Origin of the sequence: Aquimarina sp. Aq107 (genome assembly GCF_943733665.1) — a bacterium.
Lineage (GTDB): Bacteria > Bacteroidota > Bacteroidia > Flavobacteriales > Flavobacteriaceae > Aquimarina.
On the sequence record NZ_OX030782.1, the window covers coordinates 4637707 to 4664308 of the forward strand.

The 26602-nt window shown below is 30.9% G+C and carries 27 protein-coding genes and 2 pseudogenes; 8 read left to right on the top strand and 21 right to left on the bottom strand.

All coding sequences use genetic code 11. The features are described 5' to 3' along the window. Positions 1-73: 73 nt before the first annotated feature. Together NMK29_RS20100 and NMK29_RS20105 are read right to left on the bottom strand one after the other, a co-directional pair. Positions 74-940, bottom strand: coding sequence for a DUF58 domain-containing protein (locus NMK29_RS20100; RefSeq protein ID WP_108802848.1), 867 nt, complete (start codon positions 938-940; stop codon positions 74-76). Positions 941-1036: 96 nt separating this feature from the next. After that, positions 1037-2038, bottom strand: a complete 1002-nt coding sequence (locus NMK29_RS20105; RefSeq protein WP_108802773.1) for a MoxR family ATPase — start codon at positions 2036-2038, stop codon at positions 1037-1039. Positions 2039-2297: 259 nt separating this feature from the next. Here NMK29_RS20105 and NMK29_RS20110 point away from each other — a divergent pair, with 259 nt between their 5' ends. Together NMK29_RS20110 and NMK29_RS20115 are read left to right on the top strand one after the other, a co-directional pair. After that, on the top strand, positions 2298-3050 hold the full coding sequence (locus NMK29_RS20110; protein ID WP_108802847.1) for an SDR family NAD(P)-dependent oxidoreductase: 753 nt from the start codon (positions 2298-2300) through the stop codon (positions 3048-3050). 84 nt (positions 3051-3134) lie between these two features. After that, positions 3135-4274: an ATP-binding protein gene (locus NMK29_RS20115; protein ID WP_108802772.1), complete on the top strand. Its 1140-nt coding sequence runs from the start codon at positions 3135-3137 to the stop codon at positions 4272-4274. Positions 4275-4351: 77 nt separating this feature from the next. On the opposite strand, the gene NMK29_RS20120 is transcribed toward NMK29_RS20115, so the two are convergent. After that, entirely contained in the window at positions 4352-5518 is a 1167-nt protein-coding gene (locus NMK29_RS20120) for a hypothetical protein (protein WP_108802771.1), read from the bottom strand. A 244-nt stretch (positions 5519-5762) separates the two neighbouring features. Here NMK29_RS20120 and NMK29_RS20125 point away from each other — a divergent pair, with 244 nt between their 5' ends. From NMK29_RS20125 to NMK29_RS20135, 3 genes are all read left to right on the top strand, one after another. Beyond that, entirely contained in the window at positions 5763-6491 is a 729-nt protein-coding gene (locus NMK29_RS20125; RefSeq protein ID WP_108802770.1) for a metallophosphoesterase, read from the top strand. Between the two features lie 116 nt (positions 6492-6607). Next, positions 6608-7585: a kelch repeat-containing protein gene (locus NMK29_RS20130; RefSeq protein ID WP_108802769.1), complete on the top strand. Its 978-nt coding sequence runs from the start codon at positions 6608-6610 to the stop codon at positions 7583-7585. Between the two features lie 24 nt (positions 7586-7609). Continuing rightward, positions 7610-8299, top strand: coding sequence for a hypothetical protein (locus NMK29_RS20135; RefSeq protein WP_108802768.1), 690 nt, complete (start codon positions 7610-7612; stop codon positions 8297-8299). A gap of 73 nt (positions 8300-8372) precedes the next feature. Here NMK29_RS20135 and NMK29_RS20140 read toward each other — a convergent pair. After that, positions 8373-8732, bottom strand: a pseudogene (locus NMK29_RS20140) (ribonuclease H-like domain-containing protein); the annotation flags it as partial. 39 nt (positions 8733-8771) lie between these two features. Here NMK29_RS20140 and NMK29_RS20145 point away from each other — a divergent pair. After that, positions 8772-9368 carry a recombinase family protein gene (locus NMK29_RS20145; RefSeq protein WP_108802767.1) on the top strand — a complete coding sequence of 199 codons (597 nt, stop codon included), beginning with the start codon at positions 8772-8774 and terminating at the stop codon, positions 9366-9368. Between the two features lie 808 nt (positions 9369-10176). Here the strand turns inward: NMK29_RS20145 and NMK29_RS20150 are convergent. The 4 genes from NMK29_RS20150 to NMK29_RS20165 all read right to left on the bottom strand — a co-directional run bounded on the left by NMK29_RS20150 (position 10177) and on the right by NMK29_RS20165 (position 14359). After that, positions 10177-12048: an AAA family ATPase gene (locus NMK29_RS20150; protein WP_108802766.1), complete on the bottom strand. Its 1872-nt coding sequence runs from the start codon at positions 12046-12048 to the stop codon at positions 10177-10179. Then, positions 12045-12548: an ABC-three component system middle component 2 gene (locus tag NMK29_RS20155; protein ID WP_108802765.1), complete on the bottom strand. Its 504-nt coding sequence runs from the start codon at positions 12546-12548 to the stop codon at positions 12045-12047. Before NMK29_RS20155 ends, NMK29_RS20150 begins: the two co-directional genes overlap by 4 nt. 1 nt (position 12549) lies before the next feature. Continuing rightward, positions 12550-13629 carry an ABC-three component system protein gene (locus NMK29_RS20160; RefSeq protein ID WP_108802764.1) on the bottom strand — a complete coding sequence of 360 codons (1080 nt, stop codon included), beginning with the start codon at positions 13627-13629 and terminating at the stop codon, positions 12550-12552. A gap of 199 nt (positions 13630-13828) precedes the next feature. Continuing rightward, on the bottom strand, positions 13829-14359 hold the full coding sequence (locus NMK29_RS20165) for a hypothetical protein (RefSeq protein ID WP_108802763.1): 531 nt from the start codon (positions 14357-14359) through the stop codon (positions 13829-13831). Between the two features lie 105 nt (positions 14360-14464). Here NMK29_RS20165 and NMK29_RS20170 point away from each other — a divergent pair, with 105 nt between their 5' ends. Then, on the top strand, positions 14465-14692 hold the full coding sequence (locus NMK29_RS20170) for a helix-turn-helix domain-containing protein (RefSeq protein ID WP_108802762.1): 228 nt from the start codon (positions 14465-14467) through the stop codon (positions 14690-14692). On the opposite strand, the gene NMK29_RS20175 is transcribed toward NMK29_RS20170, so the two are convergent. From NMK29_RS20175 to hemB, 13 genes and pseudogenes are all read right to left on the bottom strand, one after another. Then, positions 14689-14997: a hypothetical protein gene (locus tag NMK29_RS20175; protein ID WP_254097271.1), complete on the bottom strand. Its 309-nt coding sequence runs from the start codon at positions 14995-14997 to the stop codon at positions 14689-14691. The two genes, NMK29_RS20170 and NMK29_RS20175, sit on opposite strands and share 4 nt — an antisense overlap. Positions 14998-15070: 73 nt before the next feature. Then, a complete protein-coding gene (locus NMK29_RS20180) occupies positions 15071-16300 on the bottom strand; it encodes a recombinase family protein (protein WP_254097273.1) in 1230 nt (409 codons plus the stop codon). Between the two features lie 26 nt (positions 16301-16326). Beyond that, positions 16327-16713: pseudogene (locus NMK29_RS20185) on the bottom strand (3'-5' exonuclease); the annotation flags it as partial. Then, positions 16703-17857: a serine hydrolase gene (locus NMK29_RS20190; RefSeq protein WP_108802760.1), complete on the bottom strand. Its 1155-nt coding sequence runs from the start codon at positions 17855-17857 to the stop codon at positions 16703-16705. The gene NMK29_RS20190 and the pseudogene NMK29_RS20185, both read right to left, overlap by 11 nt. A gap of 465 nt (positions 17858-18322) precedes the next feature. After that, the gene (locus NMK29_RS20195) at positions 18323-19072 is read right to left on the bottom strand and encodes a LytTR family DNA-binding domain-containing protein (protein WP_158594474.1); all 750 of its coding nucleotides are present in this window, start codon (positions 19070-19072) and stop codon (positions 18323-18325) included. Positions 19073-19080: 8 nt separating this feature from the next. Further along, positions 19081-21048 (bottom strand): histidine kinase, encoded by a 1968-nt coding sequence (locus tag NMK29_RS20200; RefSeq protein WP_027394344.1) that lies wholly within the window; start codon positions 21046-21048, stop codon positions 19081-19083. Further along, the gene (locus NMK29_RS20205) at positions 21048-21524 is read right to left on the bottom strand and encodes a methylated-DNA--[protein]-cysteine S-methyltransferase (RefSeq protein WP_108802846.1); all 477 of its coding nucleotides are present in this window, start codon (positions 21522-21524) and stop codon (positions 21048-21050) included. The genes NMK29_RS20200 and NMK29_RS20205 overlap by 1 nt, the downstream gene beginning before the upstream one ends. Further along, on the bottom strand, positions 21524-22642 hold the full coding sequence (locus tag NMK29_RS20210) for a CNNM domain-containing protein (protein ID WP_108802759.1): 1119 nt from the start codon (positions 22640-22642) through the stop codon (positions 21524-21526). Before NMK29_RS20210 ends, NMK29_RS20205 begins: the two co-directional genes overlap by 1 nt. Before the next feature lie 67 nt (positions 22643-22709). Further along, a complete protein-coding gene (locus tag NMK29_RS20215) occupies positions 22710-23258 on the bottom strand; it encodes a hypothetical protein (protein WP_108802758.1) in 549 nt (182 codons plus the stop codon). A 12-nt stretch (positions 23259-23270) separates the two neighbouring features. Further along, entirely contained in the window at positions 23271-23786 is a 516-nt protein-coding gene (locus tag NMK29_RS20220) for a DinB family protein (protein ID WP_027394347.1), read from the bottom strand. Continuing rightward, positions 23786-24181: a c-type cytochrome gene (locus NMK29_RS20225; RefSeq protein ID WP_108802845.1), complete on the bottom strand. Its 396-nt coding sequence runs from the start codon at positions 24179-24181 to the stop codon at positions 23786-23788. Before NMK29_RS20225 ends, NMK29_RS20220 begins: the two co-directional genes overlap by 1 nt. Before the next feature lie 10 nt (positions 24182-24191). Beyond that, positions 24192-24572, bottom strand: coding sequence for a TerB family tellurite resistance protein (locus NMK29_RS20230; RefSeq protein WP_027394349.1), 381 nt, complete (start codon positions 24570-24572; stop codon positions 24192-24194). A 19-nt stretch (positions 24573-24591) separates the two neighbouring features. Next, positions 24592-25566, bottom strand: coding sequence for a porphobilinogen synthase (gene hemB / locus NMK29_RS20235; RefSeq protein ID WP_108802757.1), 975 nt, complete (start codon positions 25564-25566; stop codon positions 24592-24594). Positions 25567-25720: 154 nt separating this feature from the next. Between hemB and NMK29_RS20240 the strand changes: the two genes are divergently transcribed. After that, positions 25721-26602: an ABC transporter ATP-binding protein gene (locus tag NMK29_RS20240; protein ID WP_108802756.1), complete on the top strand. Its 882-nt coding sequence runs from the start codon at positions 25721-25723 to the stop codon at positions 26600-26602.

Sequence of the window (26602 nt, forward strand, 5' to 3'; positions counted from 1 at the left end):
TTTTTTCAAAAGCTGAATATCATATGTTTTATTACTAATTAGTACTTTATAATTACTCATTCTTACTTGTAGCCTATCCTCTCCTTTTAAAATATCCTAATAATTTCTTTACGTAACTCTCATCCACTCTACTACTTATCGAACCTGCACCGCTTCTAGTAAAACTATCTTTAAAATAATCTACTCGATCTTGATAATACTTACTATAATTGGTTCTTATTTTTTTAGAGTTAGTATTTACCAAAAGTAACTCTCCTGTTTCTTCATCTTCCATCTGAACCATTCCTAAATTAGGAATACCCTCTTCGCGCTGATCATATACTCGAATGCCCGTAACATCGTGTTTCCCTCCAACAATTTTTAACGTTTGCTGATAATCATCTGCAATAAAATCAGAAAGCATAAATACAATTGCTTTCTTTTTCATTACGTTTGATAGGAATTTTAATGCTTCTGTAATATTAGTTTGTTTGCTCTTAGGTTCATATTCTAACAATTCTCTAATAATTCTTAGTACATGTGATCGCCCTTTTTTTGGTGGAATAAAAAGCTCAATTTCATCAGTAAACAAAATCAATCCAATTTTATCATTATTCTGGGTAGCAGAAAATGCTAAAGTCGCGGCGATCTCTGTTATAATTTCTTTTTTGAATTGTTGTTTAGTTCCGAATAATTGTGATCCAGAAACGTCTACCATCAACATCATTGTCAATTCACGTTCCTCTTCGAAAACTTTAATATAAGGCTCGTTATAACGCGCAGTTACATTCCAATCTATATTACGAACATCATCTCCAAACTGATATTGACGTACCTCACTAAAGGTCATACCACGTCCTTTGAAGGTAGAATGATATTCTCCTCCAAATATATGGTCACTCAAGCGCCTAGTCTTGATCTCAATTTTTCGAACTTTTTTTAGTAACTCTTTGGTATCCATTTTTTGTTTTGTCATTTCGCACTTGATGCGGAATCTATCAAATCATACTTTTTAACAAATAATAATGAGATTCCTGCCTTCGCAGGAATGACAATACTATGGAACTTCAATCTCGTTTACAATCTTATTGATAATATCTACTGAAGTAACATTTTCTGCTTCAGCTTCATAAGTAATTCCAATACGATGACGCAATACATCGTGCACTACAGCACGAACATCTTCTGGAATAACATATCCTCTTCTTTTTATAAAAGCAAAACATTTAGCAGCAGTAGCCATATTAATACTTCCCCTTGGTGAGGCTCCAAAACTGATAAGAGGTTTTAACTCTTCCAGGCCATATTTCTCAGGGAAACGAGTGGCAAAAATGATATCCAAAATATATTTTTCAATCTTTTCGTCCATATATACTTCTCTTACTGCTTCCTGAGCTCTAATAATTTGCTCTACAGAAACTACAGGATTTACTTTTTCAAAAGAACCTTTAAGATTTGCACGAACGATCAATTGTTCATCCTCTAATTTAGGGTAATCAATCACCGTCTTTAGCATAAAACGGTCAACCTGTGCTTCTGGCAGTGGATACGTTCCTTCTTGCTCAACTGGATTCATAGTTGCCATTACCAAGAAAGGTTTATCTAACCCGAAGGTCTCATCACCAATTGTAACTTGTTTCTCCTGCATTGCTTCTAACAAGGCACTCTGCACCTTGGCAGGAGCACGGTTAATCTCATCCGCTAACACAAAATTTGCAAAAATAGGCCCTTTCTTGATCGAAAAGTCATTTTCTTTCATATTAAAAATTAGTGTACCTGTTACATCTGCAGGTAATAAATCTGGTGTAAACTGGATACGACTAAAACTTCCGTGTACGGCTTTTGAAAGGGTATTTATAGCTAAGGTTTTTGCTAAACCAGGAACACCTTCTAACAAAATATGTCCTTGTCCTAATAATCCTATTAGTAATCGCTCGACCATGTGCTTCTGGCCTACGATTACTTTATTAATTTCTAAAGCAAGTAAATCTACAAATGCAGATTCTTTCTGTATTTTTTCATTGATTGAAGCAATATCAATAGAACTATTTTCTTCCATCTATTCTTTTTTTTAAAAGCGTGAATTTAACATTCATGTTTCAGCATTGCAAATTGTTAAATTATTTTTCTTCTTCTTGTTAATTATAGGTTAAATGTGTTGTCTTAAAATACGCTTACGCCCAAATTTTACAGTATATTTAGATCTTTTTACTGAAAAAACGGACGTAACAATTTTCATCGCCTTTCGCGATGATGTTTCTTAAAGACGAAAGTCTTTAAATAATGTTGCAAGAATCTAAATGAAAATTACCTATTTTATGAAAACAGCATTGATAACTGGAGCTACAAGTGGCATAGGAAAATCAACAGCTTATGAGTTTGCCAAAAACAATATAAATCTAATACTTTGCGGAAGAAGACAAGAACGGTTGGATCAAATGAAATCCGAATTAAGTAAAACGGTAAAAGTCCATACGCTCTGCTTTGATGTTAGAGATAAAGAAAGTGTTTTTAAAAGTATAGAAAACTTGCCTGGAGAATTCGATACCATAGATATATTAATTAACAATGCAGGAAATGCACATGGATTAGATCCTATACAGACTGGAGAGATCGATGACTGGGACGCTATGTTAGATATAAATGTAAAGGGACTACTTTATGTATCCAAAGCAATTATTCCTAAAATGATTTCGCAAAAATCCGGACATATTATCAATATTGGTTCTATAGCAGGTAAAGAAGTTTATCCTAATGGAAATGTCTATTGTGCTAGTAAACATGCCGTTGATGCTATTAATAAGGGAATGCTGATAGATCTAAATAAACATGGTATAAGAGTTGGAGCTATACACCCAGGATTAGTAGAAACTGAATTCAGTAATGTTAGATTTAAAGGAGATGACAAAAAAGCTGATACCGTTTATAATGGTTTCGACCCTTTGAGACCTGAAGACATTGCTGACATCATTAGTTTTGTAGTTACAAGACCTTACCACGTAAACATTTCTGATCTTGTAGTTTTACCAACAGCTCAAGCTAACAGTACAATTGTAAATAAAGGTTTATAATTTCTTTATCTTCAGAGTATTGTCTGTTCGATAAAAATACCTAAGTTTATGTAGGGAAAAAGAATATTGCAATATGTACGAGGAATGATTAACAAACGTCTTTTAATAAAAAATCTTTTAGCGCATAATGATGAGAACAGTTTTTATGACAAAAAACGCAAACTTAATATTGGCGAAAAAGAAGGTAAGGCTAAATTCCTAAAACATATATGCGCTCTTTCTAACTCCAATCCCAAAAACAACTCATATATTGTCATTGGAGTTGAAGATGAAGATAACCAAATCATAGGAGTAGATTTTTTTGATGACAGTAAGATTCAAAATCTCGTAAATGCTTACCTATCGAACCCTCCTATTGTAGCTTATGAAAACATTCCATTCCCTCACCTACCTAGTGATAAAGTGGTTGGACTAGTATCGATTCGTTCTCAAGAAGGCAAGCTATGTTCTCTGCGTAAAAATATCTGGAAATATTATGGTGGTAGTGTCTTTTTTAGGGATGGAAGTATAAGTATGCCTAAAGTATTTGACATAGAAATCAAAGATGTTAATTCTGACATTGTTGAGTCCATAGAAAGTCATGCTCAAAACAATATTGAATTAACATTAGATGGAGTATTTGATTTTATGAGCTCCAGAAAAGATTACAATCCTACTTATAAAGTATTTAAAGAATACTTCGTAGTATGCTGGTCCGCCAAGGAAAAACATGTAAACGAAGAGATATACTATTCTAGAGTAGATATTGCTCTAATTAACGAGCAAGTAAAATTATTTTATTCCCAGTTTGACGAAATAAGCATCTCTATTACTGAAGATGAATTTAAAATAATAGAATATGTTCAACTTGGTTTGCAAGAAACATATAATTACTACCCTCTAGAAGAAGTAACTATTAAGTTTAAGAACAATGTTAGTTATGATATAGAAAGTAAGATTTTATTTGAACCTCCACAATTTGATAGAAAAACATTGTATCATCTATACAATAGTAACAATGCTTTAATCGAAAAACTAAAAAAGAAAATGCCATTAACTAGAAATGAGCAAAAAGACATTCTTAATCTACCTGTCACCTATCTTTTATGTTATTTTAATGATTTTAATGAAGCAAAAGATAGATTAGAAGAAGCAAAACCTTACCTAAAAGGTTATGCAGATGAAAAGGTATACTCCTTATATAAAGAAAGTATTCGCATATTAAGAAAAATCCGATATAGCTAATTAAAAGATTGTATCAGGATTTTTTTATCACAATACAATCTTTCTTTTTTTAAAATAATTGGATTTATATGATCATCCTATAAAGATTGTAATTGCTGTACTTTCGCTTGTATCGCGTTCCAATCTACAGAATTCTTAGCATCTTGTAGACTCTGCTCTAATTCTTGGGGACTTAAATCAACCTCGTTTACGGCAATTTCATACAAAGTTTTTCCATTTTCAACATCTTTTAATGCTTCATTATCCAGTTTGTTTAGTAAAAAACACACTGAAGCACCTATTTCATAAGTTAAAGCAAAATCAAAAACTAAACTTATGGTTTCTTGATTGGTAATTCCATAATCATCTTCTAATACTGTTCCTCTAATAAAAGGTTCATTAGCCCGATTAGGAAAAATATCACGTATAGCCATTCTTTCAATGTACCTTGCACTACCTTCACCTGTTTCCGTTAAAGGTTCAAATTTTGCAACACCTAATGACGATTGGATTGCTACGTATTGCTTTAATTTTTGAGTTAACTCTTCTTGATTTAAATCATTATTAGGAAAGCCTTTAAAAATTTGATGTAGTAACATTTTTAACTCTAATATTTCTGATTGTATGGTACTTCTTCTACTATTCACTCTTGTACCAGATTCATTTCGATTAGATAGCCAATTATCTTGATGCGTATGGAAATTCTCATGAATTATAAAATCAATTGCACCAATTGTAACCGTCGATGGGTCAAAAAAACCACCCGGATATGTAGCTAAATTTTCTCCAGCTATCACATCGTCATCATTATATACCTGTATATAATAACCTTTTCCGTCAATTTCAAAATCAAAATCATACAAACCATTTCCCTGATCAGGATCTGTAATAAGTTGCCAAGCTCGTTCTAAATCCTTATCATAACGATACGCCTCTAATCCTGAGTTTACTTCTTCATCTAACAAAATAGCATCTTCTACAATAGACTGTGGATTTATAAGAATTCCTCTATCTATATTTCCTTCTTTATTCTTGTGAATTAAATACAATGGATATTCTTTTAAATTATACCCATCCCAAACTTGAGTGGCAGTAAATAAATCACCTGCACTTTTAATTTGGCTCAATAGTTTGGTATCAATATTAGATATTGTATCAATATCAACGTTCTCTTCTTCAATACCAGAATTTGCATCGTCGTCTTTGCTGCATGCAAATACGAGAAATAAAATAACCGTTAATTGAATTAAAAATTTATTTTTCATGTATAAGGTAGTTTTTACAAAAGTCACTTCGACTTTCTTTATTTATATTTTATTCCCAAAACACATAACTCCTAAAATACCCTAATAAAACTTTCTAATATTTTATTCTTTCCTAATCTAACATCATCTATATCTAAAACCTTTTAGACAATATTCAAAAAAAATAACATTTAACCGCTGTGTAATACCTTTAAAAATATTGTAAAACAGTATCTTCAAGTCCTCTTAAAATCAGAAGTGTAAAATGAGTAGAAATCTTGTTATTGGAGATATACACGGAGCACTAAAAGCTCTTAAACAATTAATTAAAAAAGCAAGTGTAACAACTGATGATACCTTAATCTTTCTTGGTGATTATGTTGATGGGTGGACAGATAGCGCTCCTCTAGTTTCATTTCTTATTGACTTGCAAAAAACACATAATTGTGTATTCATAAGAGGTAATCACGATGAACTCTGTTATACTTGGTTAAAGGAAAAAAAATATAATCCAGAATGGATAAAACACGGAGGTCAAGCCACGATTGACTCCTATCAATCCTTATCAAAAGAAGAAATTGACACTCATCTTTATTTTTATGAAAATCTTCTCAATTATTATATTGATGATCATAATAGACTATACCTGCATGCAGGTTTCACGAATATCCATGGACCACATCGAGAATATTTTAGCAAATTGTTCTATTGGGATCGAACTTTATGGGAAACTGCTCTTTCTATCGATCCTAAATTAAAGAAAACAGATCTCGCATATCCGAAAAGACTTTTACTTTTCGATGAAATTTATATTGGTCATACTCCAGTGACCAGAATAAACAAAACAACTCCTGTAAACGCAACTTGTATTTGGAATATGGATACTGGAGCTGCTTTTAAAGGCCCACTTACCATAATGGACATAGACACTAAAGAATTTTGGCAAAGTAATCCGGTATATACGTTATACCCAGACGAAAGCGGAAGAAATTAAAACCTTTTACACAAATAAAATCAAGTTTAAATCGCTCATTAGAGCGATTTTTTTATGCATTATGTTTACCTGATCCTATAACGCTACACTAATAGGAAACTTAAAAACGTAACGCAATGAAAACCTCAAAAATTTTATTAGTATTTCTATATGTTATTAGTATAGCATGTAATACAGACGACAACATAATCACAAATGATTTATCAGATACTTCTTTGGCTTTTGATTTAAAAACTCAAGAAGATCAAATGGGTGGGTTTGCCGAAAACTCCATGGTAGTATTTGAAGGAAAAGTATGGTCTGTAGGTGGTGACAACGCTTATACAGCAGAAGACACATACTCAAGTGATGTTTGGTCTAGCGATAATGGTATTAATTGGATATCTGTTACTAGCAATATTTTCGAAGCAAGGTATCGTCATACACTTACTGTTTTCAATGACCAAATGTGGTTAATTGGTGGAAAAAATAACTCTGAAGAATTTTTATCTGATATATGGAACTCTGATGATGGCATTACTTGGTCTAATGTAACAATGACCGCCCCCTTTGGTAATATGTCTGCCCACACTACTACAGTATTAAACAACAAAATGTACGTAATTGGTCCTTCATCTGATCGAACCAATATGATTGTGTGGTCCACTACAGATGGTATTAATTGGACAGAAGAAAATGCAAATGCTTTTCCTGTTAGAGGTAATCACCAAACAGTAGCCTTTAATAATACCCTATACGTTATTGGAGGTAGAAATGAAACCGATAGATTTAATGAAATCTGGTTCAGTAACGACGGAATAAACTGGTCTTTAGTGTCTATTTCATCTTCAATTTTTAGCGCTAGAGATTTACATACAGCAACCGTTTATAACAACAAAGTATGGGTTCTTAATGGAAAATCAGATACATCAAGAGTTGTAAAAGATATTTGGTATTCTTCTGATATGCGTAATTGGACAAGGTATGATGAAATTATTCCTTTTGAAAGCTCGCATTCTCATACGTGCTTAGCTTATGGAGAAGAACTATGGTTGTTTGGAGGTTATATAACATCTAGAACATCCGGAGAAATCTGGACAATTGACGAAGATTAAAATCAAATAAATCCTTTTATAATTATGAAAACGCTCTTATTAATTTTCGCAATACTTATCACAACTAATAGTATCTCTCAAAATGATTGTAGTCAATTTTATCCTTCTAAAGTAGGGACTAAGATCACAATGCATCATTTTAATAAAAAAAACAAATTAACTTCTGAAACAAACTATGAGGTTTTGGAGGTGAACTCTTCAGGGTCAGGTTCTAAAATTAAAATGAATATGTCTATGAACGATTCTAAAAAACAAAAAATTATTACAGAAACACAATTTATTGCAATCTGTGATGGAGGAACTACAAGATTAGATCCTGAATCTATAATTTCTCCAGGATTATTTAAACAATACAAGGATATGGAATACAATATTAAAGGAACTGGAATTGATATTCCTAATTCCATCAGTATTGGACAAGAATTACCCGATGGTCACGTAACTATGTCAGTAGATGCTGGTGTAATGAGCATTGATATGACAGTAGATCTTAAAAAACGTAAAGTAGCATCAAAAGAGACTATCAAAACATCTGCAGGATCGTTTGATTGTTATGTAATCACCTATATCAATGAAACAAATATGAGTATGGGTATGAAACAGACATTTTATGTAAAACAATGGATTTCTAAGGGTGTTGGTTTAGTACAACAAGAAACTACTAAATCTAATGGAAAATTACTCAATAAATCCGTTCTAGCTAGATTACAATAGACACATCTTAAACACTTTATATAAGAGAACCTTTTATTAGGTTCTCTTTAATGTAAATAAAAAATAAGATACATTATACAGATACAACCTCATCATCATCTAATAATTCTTCCTGTCTTAGACGTAACAGAATCTGTGCTACTGCTACTGTATCCTTTTCACAATAAATTACAATTCTGTCTATATCGTTTTCTTCATAATAAACTTGTCTTACCTGACTACCATCAATATCATCCTTAGGAGAAGGAATCCCTAAAATGTTGGTCAATAACTTTAATGAAGTATAATGTTTATAATCCCCAAATTTCCATAGATCCAAGGTGTCCAGATGTGGAACTTCCCAAGGTTTTTTACCAAACAGATTTAGCTTAAATGGTAAGCTGATATTATGAATAATCATTCTTCTAGCTATATATGGAAAATCAAAAAGTTTGTTTATTTGTATATTGCACATAAATATTTGATTTAAAATATGTTAAAAGCAAAATATATTCGAGTTAGCACAGTTGAACAAAATATTAATAGGCAAGTTAATAAAAATTACGAGTTATACACCGATGAGGTTTCAGGTTTAATTCCTTTTAGAGAAAGACCTGCTGGAAAAAGGTTAATTAAGGATATTATGGATAAAAAAATTGACTATGTTGTAATACATTCAATTGACAGATTAGGTCGTAACGTGACAGATATTCAAAAGCAACTAAATTGGTTTATTGAAAATGGCATTCAAATTTTTTGCGAAAATATACAAATGGAACTTTTAACCAAAGATGGAAATATTAATTTAATCTCTAAAATGATTATTGATCTACTAGCTTCTATTTCAGGCTTAGAAGTTGATTCCATAAAAGAAAGGCAAAAACAAGGAATACAAATTGCTAAAGCTAAAGGCATCTACAAAGGCAGAAAGTTAGGAGCCGTGATGACAAATGAGAACTACATCAAAAGACACAAAGATATTGTAAGTTTATTAAAAGATGGTCTTTCCATTAACAAAATTTCTCGTCTTACAGGTAAAGCCTTTGTTACAGTAAAATCCGTTAAGGAAAGAATGGAATTAGCTTCATAATATTATCCCCTGATCATAAGATCAATTACAATCGGGCGATTAAGTCCGTTTTTAGATACTCTAATTCTTTTACAATTACCTTCCTCACCAATACCATTAAAATCAAAAATGAATTTCTTAAACCCCGAGTAAAAAGAATTTTTGAAATTTTAAAGAGATCACTCGGTTTTTTTCGTAACAAATCCCCATTCTTAATATTAGCTATTTAAATCATAATTTTCAACTATTCCTGAAAAAATCTTTCATAATCCAAATTTTCTATTATATTAATATATTTTAATAAATAATATTTATATATAGCTTTTAATTACTATTTTAAAAAATGTTTTATATATTTTATATACTACGTATATAAATATAAAAACATCAAAAATAAGCCTATATCTCTCATAAAGTTAAGATCCTTTTTGTAGTAAAAGTTACTTCGTTTATTTAATTCAGAATAGTTTATTAGATCATTAAATGACCCTAAAATTCTTTTTACTCGGGATTTAAGAGAACTTTTTATTTAACTAATGAGTTTGTATCTTTTGTAAGACATCAATTCTTTAAATCGTCTTATTTAATCTAGTTATAAAAAAACTAATTGCATGTTATATCTAATAAACTTTAATTCTCTAAACTAGTCACTAAATGCTCATAAAATCTTATTTTCTATTTTCGCTAAAAATTGAAAGAAAAAAATAATCGTGAAAATCACCTTAGAATCGTAACTTCGGGACGGGTCAGGAAATTGTCCAATACTGTTTTTTTGTAAACAAGAATTATATAATGAATTAATTGCAAAAATTTCATACAGTACTGTATCCTAAACTGGGAAAAAGCCATATCTTCCTTCCGACTTTCCTTTTGTAAAATGCACATAATTAATTTTTTCTATAATTTCATAGTCTGGGTCCTTATTGTCAAGAATAATTACTTGTAATTCGTTATTTAATTCAGCTAGATCCTTAAAAAATGACTTTTCAATATCTTGTGGTATTTTATCCTCATCTACTGCTTCTAGTTTAGATTCTTTGCCTTGAAAAGTAGTTAAAGGTGAATCTATTACTAAATGCCCTGTAGTTGGTAAATCTCTATCAACTGTATATTTTAATAACGACAAAACAAATGCGCTATATAAGATTGACCTGTAACCTTTACCAAATGCATTTCTGTTTTTTCTATCAATAACTATATCATAATTGGCGTAATTGGTATCAAAATTTAAAGCTAAAATTTGTCCAAATTCCCATACTTCTAAAATGCTCTTGATAGAATCACAAAAAGCCTTTAAAACTGAATATGATACTTTTCCTTCGTATTCTGCTATTGTTGGTTTATTTTCTTGCAAATCAATTAACCTACTTCTTTCAGAATAATAGTTCGTTAATTGAGAATTAAGAGTTTTAATCTCTTGTATGTTAGAAAGTTTTGCCATTAAAGACTCTACCTTCTTAGCACTAGATTCCTGAATAGGTTTTAGTTTACTTTGAATATCCTCTTGAACATTTTGTAATTCTATATTCAATTTGTTTATACTATCCTCTAGTGCTTGAGTATCCACTCTCTCTTTATCAATAGTTTTAATCAGTTCACCTTTCTTTTTAATTATTTTTTGCAATTCCATATTTATTGATTGCATAATACTTGATGATTGCTCAGACTCTTCGTTTAAACAATCGTAATGATCCTGATCCAAATCTCCATCACAAATCGGACAATTAGATGCTTTCAGTTGACTAAAATAGTTGTCACCTTGCGTAATAAAATTCAATCTATTGATATCACTATCATAATGTTCTAAAAGCAAGACAAACCTAGCCAATAACTCATTTTTCAAAATAAGGTTAGATTTGAGTTCAGTAACTTTATTGAAAAGGGTAGCTTTATGATTAGTAAGTTTTGCAATTTGCTTTGATGAATCTGTAAGTAAAATATTTAGCTCTTCTAGACGGGATTCAATATCACTTTTATTACCTTTATCGGCTTCATTTTCATAAGCATCAAGTTTGATAAGTGATTGATCTATATAATTTTCTATTAATTCAAGTTTACCTTTAATTCTACTTTTATAGACCTTAGTTTCTTCAATTTCTTCTAAACCTGAATCATCTTTCCCTGTTAGCAAAAGTTTAAAAATTGCTTGCTCTACTGTTCTGTTGGTATATTGACCATTATATACGGGAGAATCTTCTGTAATTATTCTCTCCTCATCAATTAAAGATAAATTTGCTAAATCTCGATAACTAAGTTCCCTTGTTAAATTTTGTTTGTTTATCCTTAGCAAGGATTTACTCAAACCACAAAGATCAAGCAAAAATGTAGATATATTTTTATCATTAATCTTAGAATGCTGCTGTAATAATGATTGAGCTTCACCTCTAGTTAAAAAATAATTTATTTCAACCTCTTTGACTTTAATTTTACCATTAAAAATATTTCGTTGTATCGTAAAGGTTTCTCCTTTATAGGTTTTTATTTCCAAATAAACTGTGTCATAACCTTTTGATTCAGGTATAGTTGTTTTAGGATATTTACCCGAACCTAATGCAAAATTGATGCAAGAAAAGATATAAGATTTCCCTGTGTCTGATAATCCTGATACTACATTAAAACCTGATTCAAACTTTATTTTTGCTGTTTGAACATTGTTCCCCGTAACATGTAATTTACTAATATAAAAACCTTTATTACTCATATTTCAATATTGCCTCTTAATAAAGACTCTCTGGTAAATTCGCCTCCCCAAACATCTAATTTGTCTTTAAAATATAATTCTAATTCCCTGTCTGTTAAATCGTCAAAATAATTTACAATCCAAGATGAGGTTCTCAACAAATCTTTCGCATATGATGTGTCTAAATACTTAACAAAAGCAGCCGTAAGTTCATTCGATTGGTATGTAAAACCATTATCAGAAAAATTCAATGTAATTAAGTCTCTACTTATCATCAAATTCAAGCCTTTCTTTATTAGCTCTCTTTTTACTAAAATTTCAGAAGCCCTAAAAGGAATATTAGGATGGATACTCTTTGGTCCATTTGAGATATCTCCCGAATGAACTAGCATGTAATCGTAATAAACCAATCTTTGTAAATCACACGGTTTATTGGAAGCCATTAGAACAAACAAAGTTCTTAATCCCATTTCTAATGGTGAATTGAACACCTTAGTATTTCTATTTTTGAACGATTCCATTTTAAACCCAACTTAATTTTTCTTCATTTATTAGATGGTGACATAAACCAATCTTATCCATCACTCTAGTAACACTAACCAAAGCATTACTGTGTATCGTCATTTTACTTGCTTCAAGTGTAGTTTTTACAATCCTTTTATAGGCATCATCGTAATCCGATAAGCAGATATCTACAACACCTTGAAAAATTTCTTCTTTTAAATCTTCAAAACTTCTATCTCCCTCAGGAAGGCTATCTCTACTAAATTGATTAAGTGATTCTGCCCAATAAAAAGAACTTCTTTGTCTTCCAAAATGCTGAAAATGGGTACTAGAATTTTTTAACTCCTCTATACTCTTTATTTCTTTTTTTAAACAATCAGAATAAGCTAAAAAAAGCTGCTCTATAAATCTTAAAGAATATTCGGAATCAGTGTATGTTGAAAAATCGGGTTCATTTCTTCGGTTCAATAAACCTCCACCAAACCTCGCTGTATAATAATTTGTTGTTTTATGCTGTTCAATAAGTTCTTGAGGGTCAAGAAAAGTAAAAATATCGAAATTAATTGTTTCTATGTAAGCTTTTAATTCTTCAGTTAATTCAGAATTAATTACACCTATATTTTTATGAGAATCCCAATTTTCGTAAAGTTTGGTCTTAAACATTGTTGGAGAACCTAAATAACCTGCTAAAGTTCCTCCGACACCCTGTGGGGCTACGAAGTAGTATTTTCTAGGCAGTGAATAATCTCCATTTTTTGAGTAACAACACAGTTTAATTAATTCACTCCATATATCACTTGGCATTAGAGGGTGGTCATAATGTTTACATTGAAAATTATCATACACGGTTTTTTCTTCGTTGATAAAGCCTACAACGTCTCTTCCTTTATCATTTGCTCCACCTGTTTTAAGTACACTCTTATACTTTTTTTTACAATATCCTGCTATCCATTCTCGTATTAAATCTTCAAATTCCTCACTAGATATTATTTTTAGTCTATCAATAGGAGGGATAGGAATACCTGTCAACATTTCACTATTAGTAAGCGTTCCAAAAGATTTTGGTGCTTCCACTTCTTCTAGATCAGTGTTAGTCATTAATTAGCTTAAGTTTTTAGTTAATTTGTCAGATTAATCAAAAATAGGGAAATTTTGTTCTAAAATTGTTTTAAACCAATAAGTTCTGATTTTTTATAAAACTTTAGGGTACTATAATGTTTAGAATTTGAAAGCCTGTAATTACAAGAAAAAAAACACCCTAAATAAAAAAATAATTATTAATATTTAGGGTATACTCTTAATTATTACTACTTAAATTTTTCACTAAATCACTTTCTTTAATGATATATTTTGGATTATAACTCATCATTGAAATTCTAATTTTAAATTTCCTTTTAGATATATTGTCAAATATATTCACTTGAAATTTCCAGTCTACCCCATCTGTATCCTCTGGCTCATACATTTTATCAACAGCAGCCGTTATTTCTGAATATGTTTTTGCTGTTTGTAACATTCCTTGTCCTACTGATTTATTTGAAGTAAGCTTTCCTAATTTAGTAGCCCAACCTTCTGGTACGGGTACTTTACCGACATCTAAAATTTCAACATCTACAAAACCATATTTTTCAAGCTTTTTAGGAATTCTTTTTTTCATTGCTTTAATTACTACGTCTGAGAATCCTTCTTGACTGATTGTTTGAAGATATTCACCCATATGGCTTTCCTTTACCAAAAGTGTCTGTTTTCCTGTTGTTGGAGCTGTTTGAGAATAAAGTTGAATTCCAAATAATAAAAATATTAAAGATAAAGTAACTGTATTTTTCATAGATATAAATATTTATAAGTTATACAGCTAATATAATATTTTGCCGAGAAAACAATCCCTTATTCTCTCGCAATTCTAATCAAATTGGAGCCTAAATCATTGATTATGGCTAAAAAGAGAAAAGAACCACACCCTGAGGTGTTAAAATTCGGAGAAAAAATTTTTAAACTTAGGAGTAAACATAATATGTCGCAGATGGATTTAGGGGCTGAGGTAGGAATAGATCGCGAAAATATACGGAAGTATGAAAAGGGAATTCAAGAACCAAGGTTAACTACAATTATTAAATTTAAAAAGGTTTTTGATGTTAGTTTTGACGAACTATTAGGTTAATTTTCTGATTTTTTACCGCCAAGACTAGAGGCTTTTTTATTTTTTTTTAGTTTCAAATATCCTTCAACCTCTGAGCTATCCAGCGAATTCTGCCATTCATTCGCAATAGCTTCTAAATCCTCGTCACCAAAAACATTTTTAATCGAAATTCCGGAAACAAATGGGCTTTCAAACATCATTCCTTCTCCTTGGTGTTTTCTTTTCACCCAACCTATTTCTGTTCCTGATAGCTGAAAAATTTTGTAATTAACTAAGTTCTCAATATTTATAACTACAAAGTCCTCACCAACCTCAACATTATTCAAAAGGTCTTGAATTTGTACTTTAAAAGTTTTTAAGTCATTACTAAAATGTTTTGGTTTAGTTTTGAGAGCTTTTTTATATGATTCGATTTTTTTTTAAACACTCATTAAATTGTAATGAAATATTATTTATTTCATCAACGTGTATTTTGTCCATTTTTTCATAAATAGCTCCACTAACTTTCTCTTTCAAGAACATATCATAATTTCGTAACTGTGCTGATTCAGCTTTATCCTTTTCTTTTCTTAGATCAGCTTCTAGTTGTTCATTCTCTTTAATTTGTTTGCTAAGGTCATTTTTAAATTTTTCGTCATTTACTTTTTTAGTATGTTTTTCTACGACATACCTTATCATTTCATAAAGCCAAGGACGGTTTACAGTAACCTTTGAACACTTTTTACTGCATTTGAACATATTGCTTCGTCCCTTTTTTATAACAACTTGATACATTGGATTACCGCAATTGTAACATTCAATTTTACCTTCTACAACATTTACGTTTACCTGATACCTTTTTGTAAAAACCTTTCTTTTGTTTAGAAATTCATTAGCTTTATTCCATGTCTCTTTAGTTACTAAGGGGGGTACTGGTATTGTTTCTTCTAAGTATTTTCTATCTCCTTTATAAAATGGATTTTTAACTATACCGCTTATAGTTTTTGAATTAATTTCTTTACCAAATTCTTCTTGAATAGCTTTTGAAATAAAGTACAAAGTAGTATCGCTTTCTGCTAATTCGTATATTCTCCTGACTATGGAAGCTTCTTTTTCGTCTACTTGAGGTTTTTTATCCTCTCCCTTTTTATAACCCGTTATTTTACTACTAAAAGCAAATCCTTTTTTTGCACTTGAAAGGAGTCCTCCTTTAATTCTATCCGACAATACCCTATTCTCATTTTCTGCCATACTTGCAAGAATAGAGATAATAATATTTGATTCAGGGCTTTTAATACCATTTTCATTAAGTGTTGATTGTTTCATATCCATTATGTGAATATTCACTCTCTTTTGCGAAAATTCTTCTATTACATTTTGAACTTCAAAATTTTTTCTTCCCAGTCTTGAAACTTCGTGTACCAACAATGTTTTTGCCTTGATATTATCGTCGAATAAATATTTTTTTAGCCTATTGAATCCAGTACGCTTGTCTATACTTACCTTCATAGATGAAACTTTATCTTCAAAATACTTTTCAATGATATAGTCATTCTCGTTAGCGTATTTTTGAATTTCCTCTTTTTGTCTATCTAAGCTTTGTTCTTTAGTTGACACCCTTACGTATGCTACTGCTTTTATTTTTGACATAATAAGCTATTAATCAAACTTTTTTATGCAATATACAAAATGTCTTTGGTTAATTCTTTACCATTATGTGCACAAAGTAAATGATGTGGATGATTAAAATGTGTTTCTAATAAATTTTTGAAATCTACCAACAGTTGTTTCTCTTCTCCGTAAAAGGAGGTTGTTCTAAAAGATCTTGTTTCTCCTTTAAAAGTAAAATACCCAACAGAAATACATACAATTTTTCCGAACTCTGCCCAAATTCCTGCTCGATCATAAAATTCTTCTGGAGAGAATTCTTCTTTACGTTGATATTTGGTTTTATCAGCCCATAGATATTTTTTCTCATCCGTTAGCTTATCAAAATTCTCTTGTTCAGGAACTGTTTCTATATCCAAAAACAAAACGTGTTCTAAATTAATTTTATGAAGCATTCTCTAACATTTTATAAGCCTCTTCTATATAAATGAAAAAATCCTCACTAAAAGATCCTTGCGGCCCTCCTCTATGATGTCCTAAACGTACAATAATTACATTATCTTCTGGAATAGTTATTACATACTGTCCCAAAATCCCTCTCATTACAAAAATATCTTTGTTCAAATGATCAGATAACCAAAAACCATATCCGTACATATCATCATTTTCAAAACGTTTTTGAGTTGCTATTTTTGTAAATTCCTTTGGTAGTATTTGCTTTCCATCAAACTTTCCATCATTTTTAAATAGCACTCCAAAACGAGCAAAATCCCGGGCATTACTAGCAATACAACAATAAGTTTTCTCCATACCACTATCCTCACTATCAACCTGCCATAAAGCATCTTGTTCCATGCCCATAGGTTTCCAAAAACTTTCGCTTAAATACTGTGACAAAGTCTTGCCTGTAGCCTTTTCTATCACCATTCCTAATAGTTGTGTACTCCCGCTTAAATATTCGAACTCTTTACCAGGCTCGTTCACTACTTCTAATCCATTCATTACATCTCTTAATTCCGGGTCGTAATATGCTCTTGCGGTTATAGAAAAAGGACTGGTATAATGCTCTGTCCAATTCAACCCAGATGACATAGATGAAAGATCTCCTACAGTTGTTTTAGCAGCTAGTCCTTCGGAGAATTTTGGTAAAAAATCTCCAATTGGTTGATCCAAATTTTTGATATAACCATCCATAATTGCTTTTCCTAACAAGGCCGTTGTAATACTTTTTGCCATAGAAAAAGAATTCGTCTTAGACTCTACACCATAACCTTCTGCATAATTTTCATACCAAATCTTATCATTTTTAATAATCATAAAAGCAACTGTTCCCATTCCATCATTGGTAGTATTTAATCTTTCAGTAGGAGTTACTTTATTATAATTGGCATGCAATTCCCATGGAATTGGTTTATCTCCTTTTTCTATTGTGTGATTATCAAAATAGGTATAATCATCTATATAAGCAGTGGTATGTCCTGTCATATATACTACTCGAACTCCTTTTAGAATATAATCATAATCAAAAATATATAGCAAAATCACACAAAGTAGTATAATTGCGAGAAGACCTTTAAAAAGTTTTTTGATAATTCTCATCTGAATTAGAAATTTTAATCCTCTAAGGTATGAAAAATAAAATCTCTGTTTAGAACAAAAAAAATGCCCGATGAAACGGGCATTTTAATTAAAGATAAACAATTATTATGACGATAATTTAATTCGATTAGGTTATAATAGTGTAGATATATAACTTATAAGAATGCTTGTTGAGTTTGTGTTATTTTTTTGAAATATCAGTTTAATATTCCACATCTTTTATTTATAAGCTACATCTAAAAACAGAAATCTATAATTAGGGCATATGTATTACAAAATAAAGTCTCACTAAAAGCTAATCCAAGTAAACTAAAGACTATTAATCGCTATTTCAAATTTAGGAGTTATTTGTTTCAATCCTTTTGAGGAATATTTTTTTGGTATGATTGAATGTATAAAATGCAGATTTTAATGTATGAGCAGACAATTTTAAAATCATGTTCGAAAAATAATATTCTAATAAAATTAAATTACATTCAATTTCTGATATAATTCTTTCTTAGAATCTCTTGCTATTGGTAATGATTTCTCATTAGACATAACAACGTATCCTCCTTGCTCTTTCACCAAGGTATTAACGTGATCTAAATTAATTAAATAGGATCTATGAATTCTAAAAAAACCAAAAGGTTGTAATTTGGATTCTATATATTTCAGATTCTTTGATATTACTATTTCTTTCTCATTTTTTCTAATAAACGTAGTGTAATTACCATTACTAATACAATAAAGAACACTAGGAATTTTTATAACATGCGTGCCCTTAGAATCTGTTATAGAGATTTTAGGAACTTCGTGAATTTTAGCATAAAGTTGATTAAAGCTAGCTATTGGGTCTTCTTTGTCTTCACTCTTTTCTTTTATCGGAATTGCCTTATCTATAACTTCTACTAATAACTTAGGGTCAATAGGTTTTAGTAAATACCCTAGCGCATTATATTTATATCCATCTACGGCATATTGATTAAAGGCTGAAACAAAGATGATTTTAAAATTAATTTCTTCGAGCTCATCAAGAATATCAAAAATTGTAATGGATCCTAATTGTACATCCAGAAAAACCACATCTGGGTTAAGATTAGACAGACCTTCTAGTATAGATTTCTTATCACCAGCTTCTCCTATGATTTCTACCTGAGGGCAATATGTACTCAATAAAAGACTAATGTTTTCTCTAGCCTTTTTTTCATCATCAATGATAAAACATTTTAACATTTGATCCATTATTTCTTAATCTCTTTAACTATAGGCAATGTAATAATTACTTCTGTTCCTAATGATTTACCCGTATTATCATACAAATCGTTTATAACAATATTGGACTGCCCTTTTACTGTTGTATTTAAAATATCTAATCTTTCATTTGTGTTTTCTGTAGCGATTGACAAATGAGATACATCAGTTCCTTTTTTCTTTAGCTGTTCTGATGCTTCTCTACCGATTCCATTATCTACAACTTTACAAACGACCATATCCTGTTCTTTTTGCAATGTTATATTTAGTTGTCCTGCAACGGAAGAATGAGAAAAACCATGAATTATCGCATTCTCAATAAACGGTTGTAAAATCATAGAAGGTATTCTTGGGTTACTTTCTAAAAGGACTGGATCCACATCGAAACTCGCTTCAAATTCTTCCTGAAACCTTCCTCTTTGCAGATTTACATAGGATCGAATAATCTCTAGCTCTTTTTTAAAGTTAATATATACACTATCCGAACTATTTAAAACATTTCTTATTAATCCCGAAAGTTCCGTCATATATTCGTTTGCTCTGATATTATCATTTTTTAAAATATAATTCTGTAAGGTATTAAAGCTGTTAAACAAAAAATGTGGGTTCATTGAAGATCTCAACGAAGTTAATCGTGTATGCGTTAATTTTTCATTTATTTTATAATATTTAATACGATTAATATACCCTCTATATACTAATACCAGCACAGTAACTACTAATAATAGTCCAAGGAAATAACTTTGCCATTTCGTCTTACTAACTTCTTTTTCTATTTTTAGATTTTTCTCTTCTAGTCCAGAAATGACTTCTTCTTTAGCTAATAATAAATTCTTACTTTCGCTTTTCGCTAACTCTTTACTTACCTTAACCTTTAATTGCCTAGATTCCAGCAATCTTATATCTCGTAAACACTGAACACTTGCTTTTAAATTTCCTGTTGTTTCATATAGCCTTGATAAATCTTCTTTTACCGTAATTAAATCAGAAATATCGTTTTTCTTTTCGAAATTATTTTTAGAAATTAAAAAGTACTCAAGTGCTTTATCATAATTTCCTAAATCATATTGTATTGCACCCATGGTGTGCATTAATCCTGGATATAAATCATCTCCATCCTTATACGTCAAATTATCATTATCCCACTCTATATTAGTTCGTATTACCTCTAGTGCTTCTTTGGGCATTTTTTTCAAATAATACGACCAAGCAATATTATTATATACCATAATGCAATGTCTGGTCGACAATGAATTTTTCTCACAACCTACAGCAGCTAATCTAGAATAGTATAATATAGAATCAGCTTCTTTATCATTAAAAGACGCCGATAAATTTAAGTACGTAGCTCCTTTCCGTTTTTTAGTATCCTCTGGATCAATGTGTGTTAAGGCTCTTTTGAAATCAATTTTAGCTTGATCTTGATCACCAATATCTAAGAATAGTACACCTCTATTTAATAAAATATCCCACTGATAATCCGAATTGTCATCTGAAGAAGCCAAGGCTAATGCATCTCCATAATACTCTAAGGCTTTTATATATTCTCCTATTCTATTATGTAATAAACCTAATCTATTTTTTACATACATCAAGCATTTTTTATCATTCTGATTCGCACAATACTCACTTAAAAAATTAAGTACATTCATGGCTCTCAGGTATTCTCTAGTACTATCCGTAAAAAAGCGTTCAATTTTATAAACCATCCTTTTTACACTATCAATATCCGAACTATTCTGAATTAGTTCAAAAGCATTATCGTACTCTTTTTTAGCATTTACAATGTCATTTGCTTTAAATAAGCTATCTCCTGTTTTTAGTATTTTCTGAAGAGACTCTTTTTGCAACTTTATAGGTTGATTTAACTCTTTATCTAGGGCTTCTTGAGATACAACATTAAAACACCCAAAAAAAAGTATACTAATCGAAATGAAAAAGGTTCTAAAAAAAGTCATTAAAAAAGGGATTGTTGCTTTACAGGGTTTTCATGATCTAATAACCATTTTTTGCGCCACAATCCTCCAGCATATCCGGTAAGAGAACCATCACTACCAATAACACGATGACATGGAACAACCACCCAAAGCGGGTTTTTTCCATTCGCAGTGGCGGCTGCTCTTATACATTTTGGATCGCCAAGTCGTTTAGCTATATCTAAATAACTTACTGTTTTTCCAAAAGGAATATTAGAAAGCTCTCTCCAAACTCTTTTCTGAAAATCTGTCCCTGTTGGATTTAAATCAATATTGAAATCGGTTCGATTCCCTTCGAAATAATCTTGTAGTTGAGTAACTACATCTTTAAGTTCGTCTGGAATTTTATCGGAAGGTACTTGTTCTTTATCTGCTGTTATAGAAATCTTAGAAACACCGTTTTCATCACCTGTAATAGAAGCAATACCTAAAGGAGTTTCTATGAAAACGGTAGAAATCACTCTTCTTTTTTATCATTCAGAATACCTAAACGTCTTGCTCTTGTTTCCCAATTTTTTCGGGCAAGGATTTGCATATCTGTTTCTGTATCACTTTCGTCAACAATCTCTAAGCCTAGTAATGTTTCTATTACATCTTCCATGGTTACTAATCCACTAACAGAACCATATTCGTCCACAACCAATGCTATGTGATTTTTGGTCTGAATTAAATCATTAAATAAGTCTGGAATAGGTAAGTTTCTATTAGTAAATATGATTGGTCTTTTTATTTCTCCAAGAAGTTTATGACCGTTCTGATTGGCCATTTCTTTAAAAATTTCATCTTTTAATACCTGTCCGGTTATGTTATCTGCTTTATCTTTATAAACGGGTATTCTAGAAAAGCGAAGGTTTTGATTTTCATTAAAAAACTCTTCTACTGTTGTATCTTCTGAGGCAGTTTTAATAACTGTTCTAGGTGTCATCACATCTTTAGTAAAAATCGTTTTAAAATTTAAAAGGTTTTTAATCACCTTAGACTCAGATTCTTCGAAAACACCTTCTTCTTCAGCTATATCAGCCATGGCTGTAAAATCTTCTCTGCTCAATACCGATCCATGATGTCCTTTTCCCCCTATCAGTTTTGTTGTTAACTGTAATAGCCATAAAATCCCTGTCCATTTAAGTGGCCAGATCAATACGTTTAATGCTTTAGAAGTAAAATTAGAGAGTTGTTTCCAATATGTGGCACCAATAGTTTTTGGTATAATCTCTGAAGCAACTAATATCAATATGGTCATTATAGAAGAAACTACTCCTACCATTAGATCTTCTGTCATTTCTATTCCAAAAATCTTACGAGTTTCGGTTCCATACATTTCTGCATATGCGACTTTTGCTTGCACACCTACTAAAATAGCTCCTACTGTATGAGCAATTGTATTAAGTGTTAAAATAGCAATTAGCGGTCGATCAACATCTTTCTTTAGTTTTTCTAATGCTGTTGCGTATGCTTTTCCTTCTTTTTTCTTAACATTAATAAAGGTAGGAGTGATACTTAGTAATACCGCTTCTAGTATTGAACATAAAAAGGAAAAGAAAATAGATACGACTCCGTATACAAGTAATAATGCCATAATTATAATTAGTTGGTTTTGCTAAATTAAGTAATTCATTTACTATTTAATAAATTACTTCTATATATTAATAGTAGGTAATATAAGTATAAAAAGAGCTCATCAAAATTAAAACATAAAATAATACAATTGGACTTATATTCAACAACATTTTAAGGTACTTCGAGCTATTATATCTCAAAAAACCTTGAATTAAAATCTTAAAACCTACGACTACGCCTATGTAAAAGATAATCTTCCAATTGAAATATACTTCAGAAAATAGTAAAAATTTAAAAAAGAAAATTATAATAAGGCTTATCGTAATTGGAATAGTAGCATGTGAAATAATACTAAATACGTCAGAATAACTAGCAGTTCCTCCTAGCCAACTATTAATTTTATGTAAAACTAGACTAAACAAAGTACCTAGAAAAAGAATAAACGCTATCGTAAATAACATATCTATAACTGGGTGAATTGTTTCACCATCTATATTGATGTTTTTAAAATAAACTATCTGTCCGTAAAAGATAAAAAGAAACATACTTTTAATATTAAGCTCTATTTCATCTTGATCATCCAAAAAATCCAATGTGTTTTTAGTATCGTATAATATGGTAAAAACTGATTTCATAGAAATTACTTATTACCAGCCCACATACTTTGGCGGTTTTATCTCATTGAGATTTAGATATACAATTAATTGACCTCTATGATGTGTTACATGATCTTGGAGTAGATTTAAAATCTGAAGTTTAGACTTTGGTCCTGCAAAAAAATCGACTTTAGCAGTTAATGATTCTTCTGATACCTCTGTTACTCTTTTAGATACTTCATCAAATGAATTTTTTAGAAACTCAATGATTTCATTTTTAGTATTTGGAGCATTATCTGCAAGTTTCTTCCTGTCAAAATCTTCTTCCGAGAAGTATGTAGTACTTAACCATAACATATTACCACAAATATGTAACAATTGATTTTTAAAATCCATTTCTCTTTCTGTCGGCGCAAATGCATATTTTTCTTCTGGCATTGCATCAGCCATCTCTAATAAATATGTTTTAGAATTATTCCATTTTTCTAAAAATGCGGATTTCGGTGTTATTTGCTGAGACATTGCGGTATATGATGTGAGAAAAAGAAGTAAATATATCTTTTTCATTACTTGGTTACTTCGTTCATATACAACTCTATCGCCTTTAACTCATCGTCACTGAATTTTTCTAAACGCACAAAGTTTGTTTTCATAACTGCATAGTTATCTGGATCTACAATTGGATCTTTTTTCTGTCTAAGAAAACCTATAATATCACCATTCTGTTCTTTGTATATTTTCATGATATCGTTAACACTCGGACCAACAGATTTTTTATCCAATCTATGACAAGAATAACAATTACCTTTTCCTTTAAATAGCTTTTCGCCCAATGCAAACTCTGGAGATTTTTCCTTTTTCTTTCCTCCAATTACTATTTTTTCTTTTTCAGGCTTTTTTTCTGATTGACAGCTAGTTGCTATAAATGCAATGCTTAAGAGCGCAATAAAAATGTTCTTCATTTGTGTGATCTTATGAATTAAATAAATTATCAATATCCTTCTTAAATCTTTCTAATAAATCTTTAGAAAAACTATTAATTACCTTTTCTTCTTTAGAACCAATGCCATCCTTTGCTTCTGCTATTTTGGTCAACGCATATATCATAAAATCGTATTCTTCATCCGGACCGTTATCCGAAAACACCTCAATTACTCTTTTATAAAGTGTTTCGATATCACTATCATTTGCATTTTCATAATCAAAAGACCATTTAATTTCTTGTCCTTTTGGATGTGCTTTTAATATTTCTTCTAGCGTATGTACTTCTTCTTTTTCAATCACACCATCACTCATTGCAATTACATACAATAATTCTCCAAATGTCTGATACAATCGATCCCTACTTACCATAGCTATTTTCTATTTAAATTTAACCCAAAAGTTTAACTACATCTTTTGCAAAATAACTTGCAATGATATTTGCTCCTGCTCTTTTAAAAGCAATTAATTGTTCCATCATAATTGCATTGTGATCTAGCCAACCCTTTTCTGCTGCCGCTTTTAACATAGCGTATTCTCCACTTACCTGATATACCGCAACTGGAACGTCTACAGCATCACTAACATCTCTTAAAATATCCAAATACGCCAATCCAGGTTTTACCATCACAATATCAGCACCTTCATCAATATCCGCTAGGGTCTCTTTAATAGCTTCATCTCTATTAGAGAAATCCATTTGATATGTTTTTTTATCTCCAAAACCTGGCGCAGAATCTAATGCATCTCTAAAAGGACCATAAAACGCCGATGCATATTTTGCACTATAGCTCATAATACCAGTGTTCTTATAACTTTCAGTTTCTAGCAACTCTCTTATTGCCAAAATCCTACCATCCATCATATCACTTGGTGCCACAAAATCTGCTCCTGCTTGGGCATGGGACAAAGACATTTTCGCTAACACTTCGCAGGTTGGGTCATTTACTACGTATCCTTCTTCTACAATACCATCATGTCCGTACGAAGAATATGGATCAAGTGCCACATCGGTCATTACTAGCATATCAGGAGCCACATCCTTTACTTTTTTAATTGCACGTTGCATTAATCCATCAGGATTCAACGCTTCGGTACCTTTATTATCTTTCAGATTATCAGGAACTTTAACAAAAAGTAATACCGCTTTCAATCCCATATCCCACAATTCTTTGACTTCGTCTTTTAATAAATCAAGACTATATCTATAATATCCTGGCATAGAAGCTATTTCTTGCTTTACACTAGTGCCTTCTACTACAAAAAGCGGGACTAAAAAATCATTAGGGGTTATTATATGTTCTCTAACCAAAGATCTAATCGATTCTGTGGTTCGTAATCTTCTATTTCTACGTAATTGATACATTAATTTTGCTAGTAATTTGTAAGAATTGTAAATATACCAACTTATAACGTAATTTCTAGGTGATCATTTTCACAAAATTAAACCAATTATGTAACAAACTCTTAACAACACCTACTAACTATTCAATAGATAAAATTGCTAAAACGTATTTCCTATGCTCACAATAAAAAACTTAAATAAAACCTATCCCAATGGAACCAAAGCTTTAAATAATGTTAATCTTACATTAGAAAAAGGAATGTTTGGTTTACTTGGCCCTAATGGTGCAGGGAAATCTACATTAATGAGAACCATTGCCACACTTCAGTTAGCTGATACTGGATCTATTGATTTTGATGGTATTGACGTTTTTAAACAACCAGAGGAATTACGAAAAGTATTAGGATATTTACCGCAAGACTTTGGTGTTTATCCTAAGGTTTCTGCAGAAATGATGCTTAATCATATTGCTAAGGTAAAAGGAATTACCAATAGCGCAGAACGAAAAGGGTACGTTGCAGATTTACTAAACAAGGTAAACTTATATAAATTTAGAGATCGTAATCTTGGCGACTATTCGGGAGGAATGCGACAACGTTTTGGAATCGCTCAAGCTTTATTAGGAAATCCAAAATTAATCATTGTTGATGAACCTACTGCTGGGTTAGATCCATTAGAACGTAATCGTTTCCACAATCTACTAAGTGAATTAGGGGAAAATGCTGTGGTTATACTTTCTACACATATCGTTGATGATGTAACAAATCTATGTGAACATATGGCGGTATTTAATGAAGGAACTATACTAGCACAAGGAAATCCGCAAGAACTTTCTGCTACTTTGGATGGGAAAATATTTAAAAAGCAAATAGAAAAATCACAATTACAACAATATCAAAATAAATACACTGTACTCTCTAATTATCTTAGAGGAGGTCAGTTTTTTGTCAATATATACAGCGAAAATACTCCTGAAGAAGGTTTCGAAAAAATGAATAATGGTTTAGAAGAATTCTATTTCTATAGTATCAACCAAAATCAAGAACAGGAGGCATAA

What these genes read in the sequence shown, in the direction of transcription:
- NMK29_RS20145 (WP_108802767.1), top strand. Translation starts at nt 8,772, where the DNA reads ATGTTAAAAGCAAAATATATTCGAGTTAGCACAGTTGAACAAAATATT.
- hemB (WP_108802757.1), bottom strand. Translation starts at nt 25,566, where the DNA reads ATGTATCAATTACGTAGAAATAGAAGATTACGAACCACAGAATCGATT.
- NMK29_RS20100 (WP_108802848.1), bottom strand. Translation starts at nt 940, where the DNA reads ATGGATACCAAAGAGTTACTAAAAAAAGTTCGAAAAATTGAGATCAAG.
- NMK29_RS20240 (WP_108802756.1), top strand. Translation starts at nt 25,721, where the DNA reads ATGCTCACAATAAAAAACTTAAATAAAACCTATCCCAATGGAACCAAA.
- NMK29_RS20225 (WP_108802845.1), bottom strand. Translation starts at nt 24,181, where the DNA reads ATGAAGAACATTTTTATTGCGCTCTTAAGCATTGCATTTATAGCAACT.
- NMK29_RS20105 (WP_108802773.1), bottom strand. Translation starts at nt 2,038, where the DNA reads ATGGAAGAAAATAGTTCTATTGATATTGCTTCAATCAATGAAAAAATA.
- NMK29_RS20160 (WP_108802764.1), bottom strand. Translation starts at nt 13,629, where the DNA reads ATGACTAACACTGATCTAGAAGAAGTGGAAGCACCAAAATCTTTTGGA.
- NMK29_RS20110 (WP_108802847.1), top strand. Translation starts at nt 2,298, where the DNA reads ATGAAAACAGCATTGATAACTGGAGCTACAAGTGGCATAGGAAAATCA.
- NMK29_RS20165 (WP_108802763.1), bottom strand. Translation starts at nt 14,359, where the DNA reads ATGAAAAATACAGTTACTTTATCTTTAATATTTTTATTATTTGGAATT.
- NMK29_RS20170 (WP_108802762.1), top strand. Translation starts at nt 14,465, where the DNA reads ATGGCTAAAAAGAGAAAAGAACCACACCCTGAGGTGTTAAAATTCGGA.
- NMK29_RS20210 (WP_108802759.1), bottom strand. Translation starts at nt 22,642, where the DNA reads ATGGCATTATTACTTGTATACGGAGTCGTATCTATTTTCTTTTCCTTT.
- NMK29_RS20230 (WP_027394349.1), bottom strand. Translation starts at nt 24,572, where the DNA reads ATGGTAAGTAGGGATCGATTGTATCAGACATTTGGAGAATTATTGTAT.
- NMK29_RS20215 (WP_108802758.1), bottom strand. Translation starts at nt 23,258, where the DNA reads ATGAAATCAGTTTTTACCATATTATACGATACTAAAAACACATTGGAT.
- NMK29_RS20120 (WP_108802771.1), bottom strand. Translation starts at nt 5,518, where the DNA reads ATGAAAAATAAATTTTTAATTCAATTAACGGTTATTTTATTTCTCGTA.
- NMK29_RS20125 (WP_108802770.1), top strand. Translation starts at nt 5,763, where the DNA reads ATGAGTAGAAATCTTGTTATTGGAGATATACACGGAGCACTAAAAGCT.
- NMK29_RS20150 (WP_108802766.1), bottom strand. Translation starts at nt 12,048, where the DNA reads ATGAGTAATAAAGGTTTTTATATTAGTAAATTACATGTTACGGGGAAC.
- NMK29_RS20130 (WP_108802769.1), top strand. Translation starts at nt 6,608, where the DNA reads ATGAAAACCTCAAAAATTTTATTAGTATTTCTATATGTTATTAGTATA.
- NMK29_RS20155 (WP_108802765.1), bottom strand. Translation starts at nt 12,548, where the DNA reads ATGGAATCGTTCAAAAATAGAAATACTAAGGTGTTCAATTCACCATTA.
- NMK29_RS20200 (WP_027394344.1), bottom strand. Translation starts at nt 21,048, where the DNA reads ATGACTTTTTTTAGAACCTTTTTCATTTCGATTAGTATACTTTTTTTT.
- NMK29_RS20220 (WP_027394347.1), bottom strand. Translation starts at nt 23,786, where the DNA reads ATGAAAAAGATATATTTACTTCTTTTTCTCACATCATATACCGCAATG.
- NMK29_RS20135 (WP_108802768.1), top strand. Translation starts at nt 7,610, where the DNA reads ATGAAAACGCTCTTATTAATTTTCGCAATACTTATCACAACTAATAGT.
- NMK29_RS20195 (WP_158594474.1), bottom strand. Translation starts at nt 19,072, where the DNA reads ATGTTAAAATGTTTTATCATTGATGATGAAAAAAAGGCTAGAGAAAAC.
- NMK29_RS20190 (WP_108802760.1), bottom strand. Translation starts at nt 17,857, where the DNA reads ATGAGAATTATCAAAAAACTTTTTAAAGGTCTTCTCGCAATTATACTA.
- NMK29_RS20115 (WP_108802772.1), top strand. Translation starts at nt 3,135, where the DNA reads ATGATTAACAAACGTCTTTTAATAAAAAATCTTTTAGCGCATAATGAT.
- NMK29_RS20180 (WP_254097273.1), bottom strand. Translation starts at nt 16,300, where the DNA reads ATGTCAAAAATAAAAGCAGTAGCATACGTAAGGGTGTCAACTAAAGAA.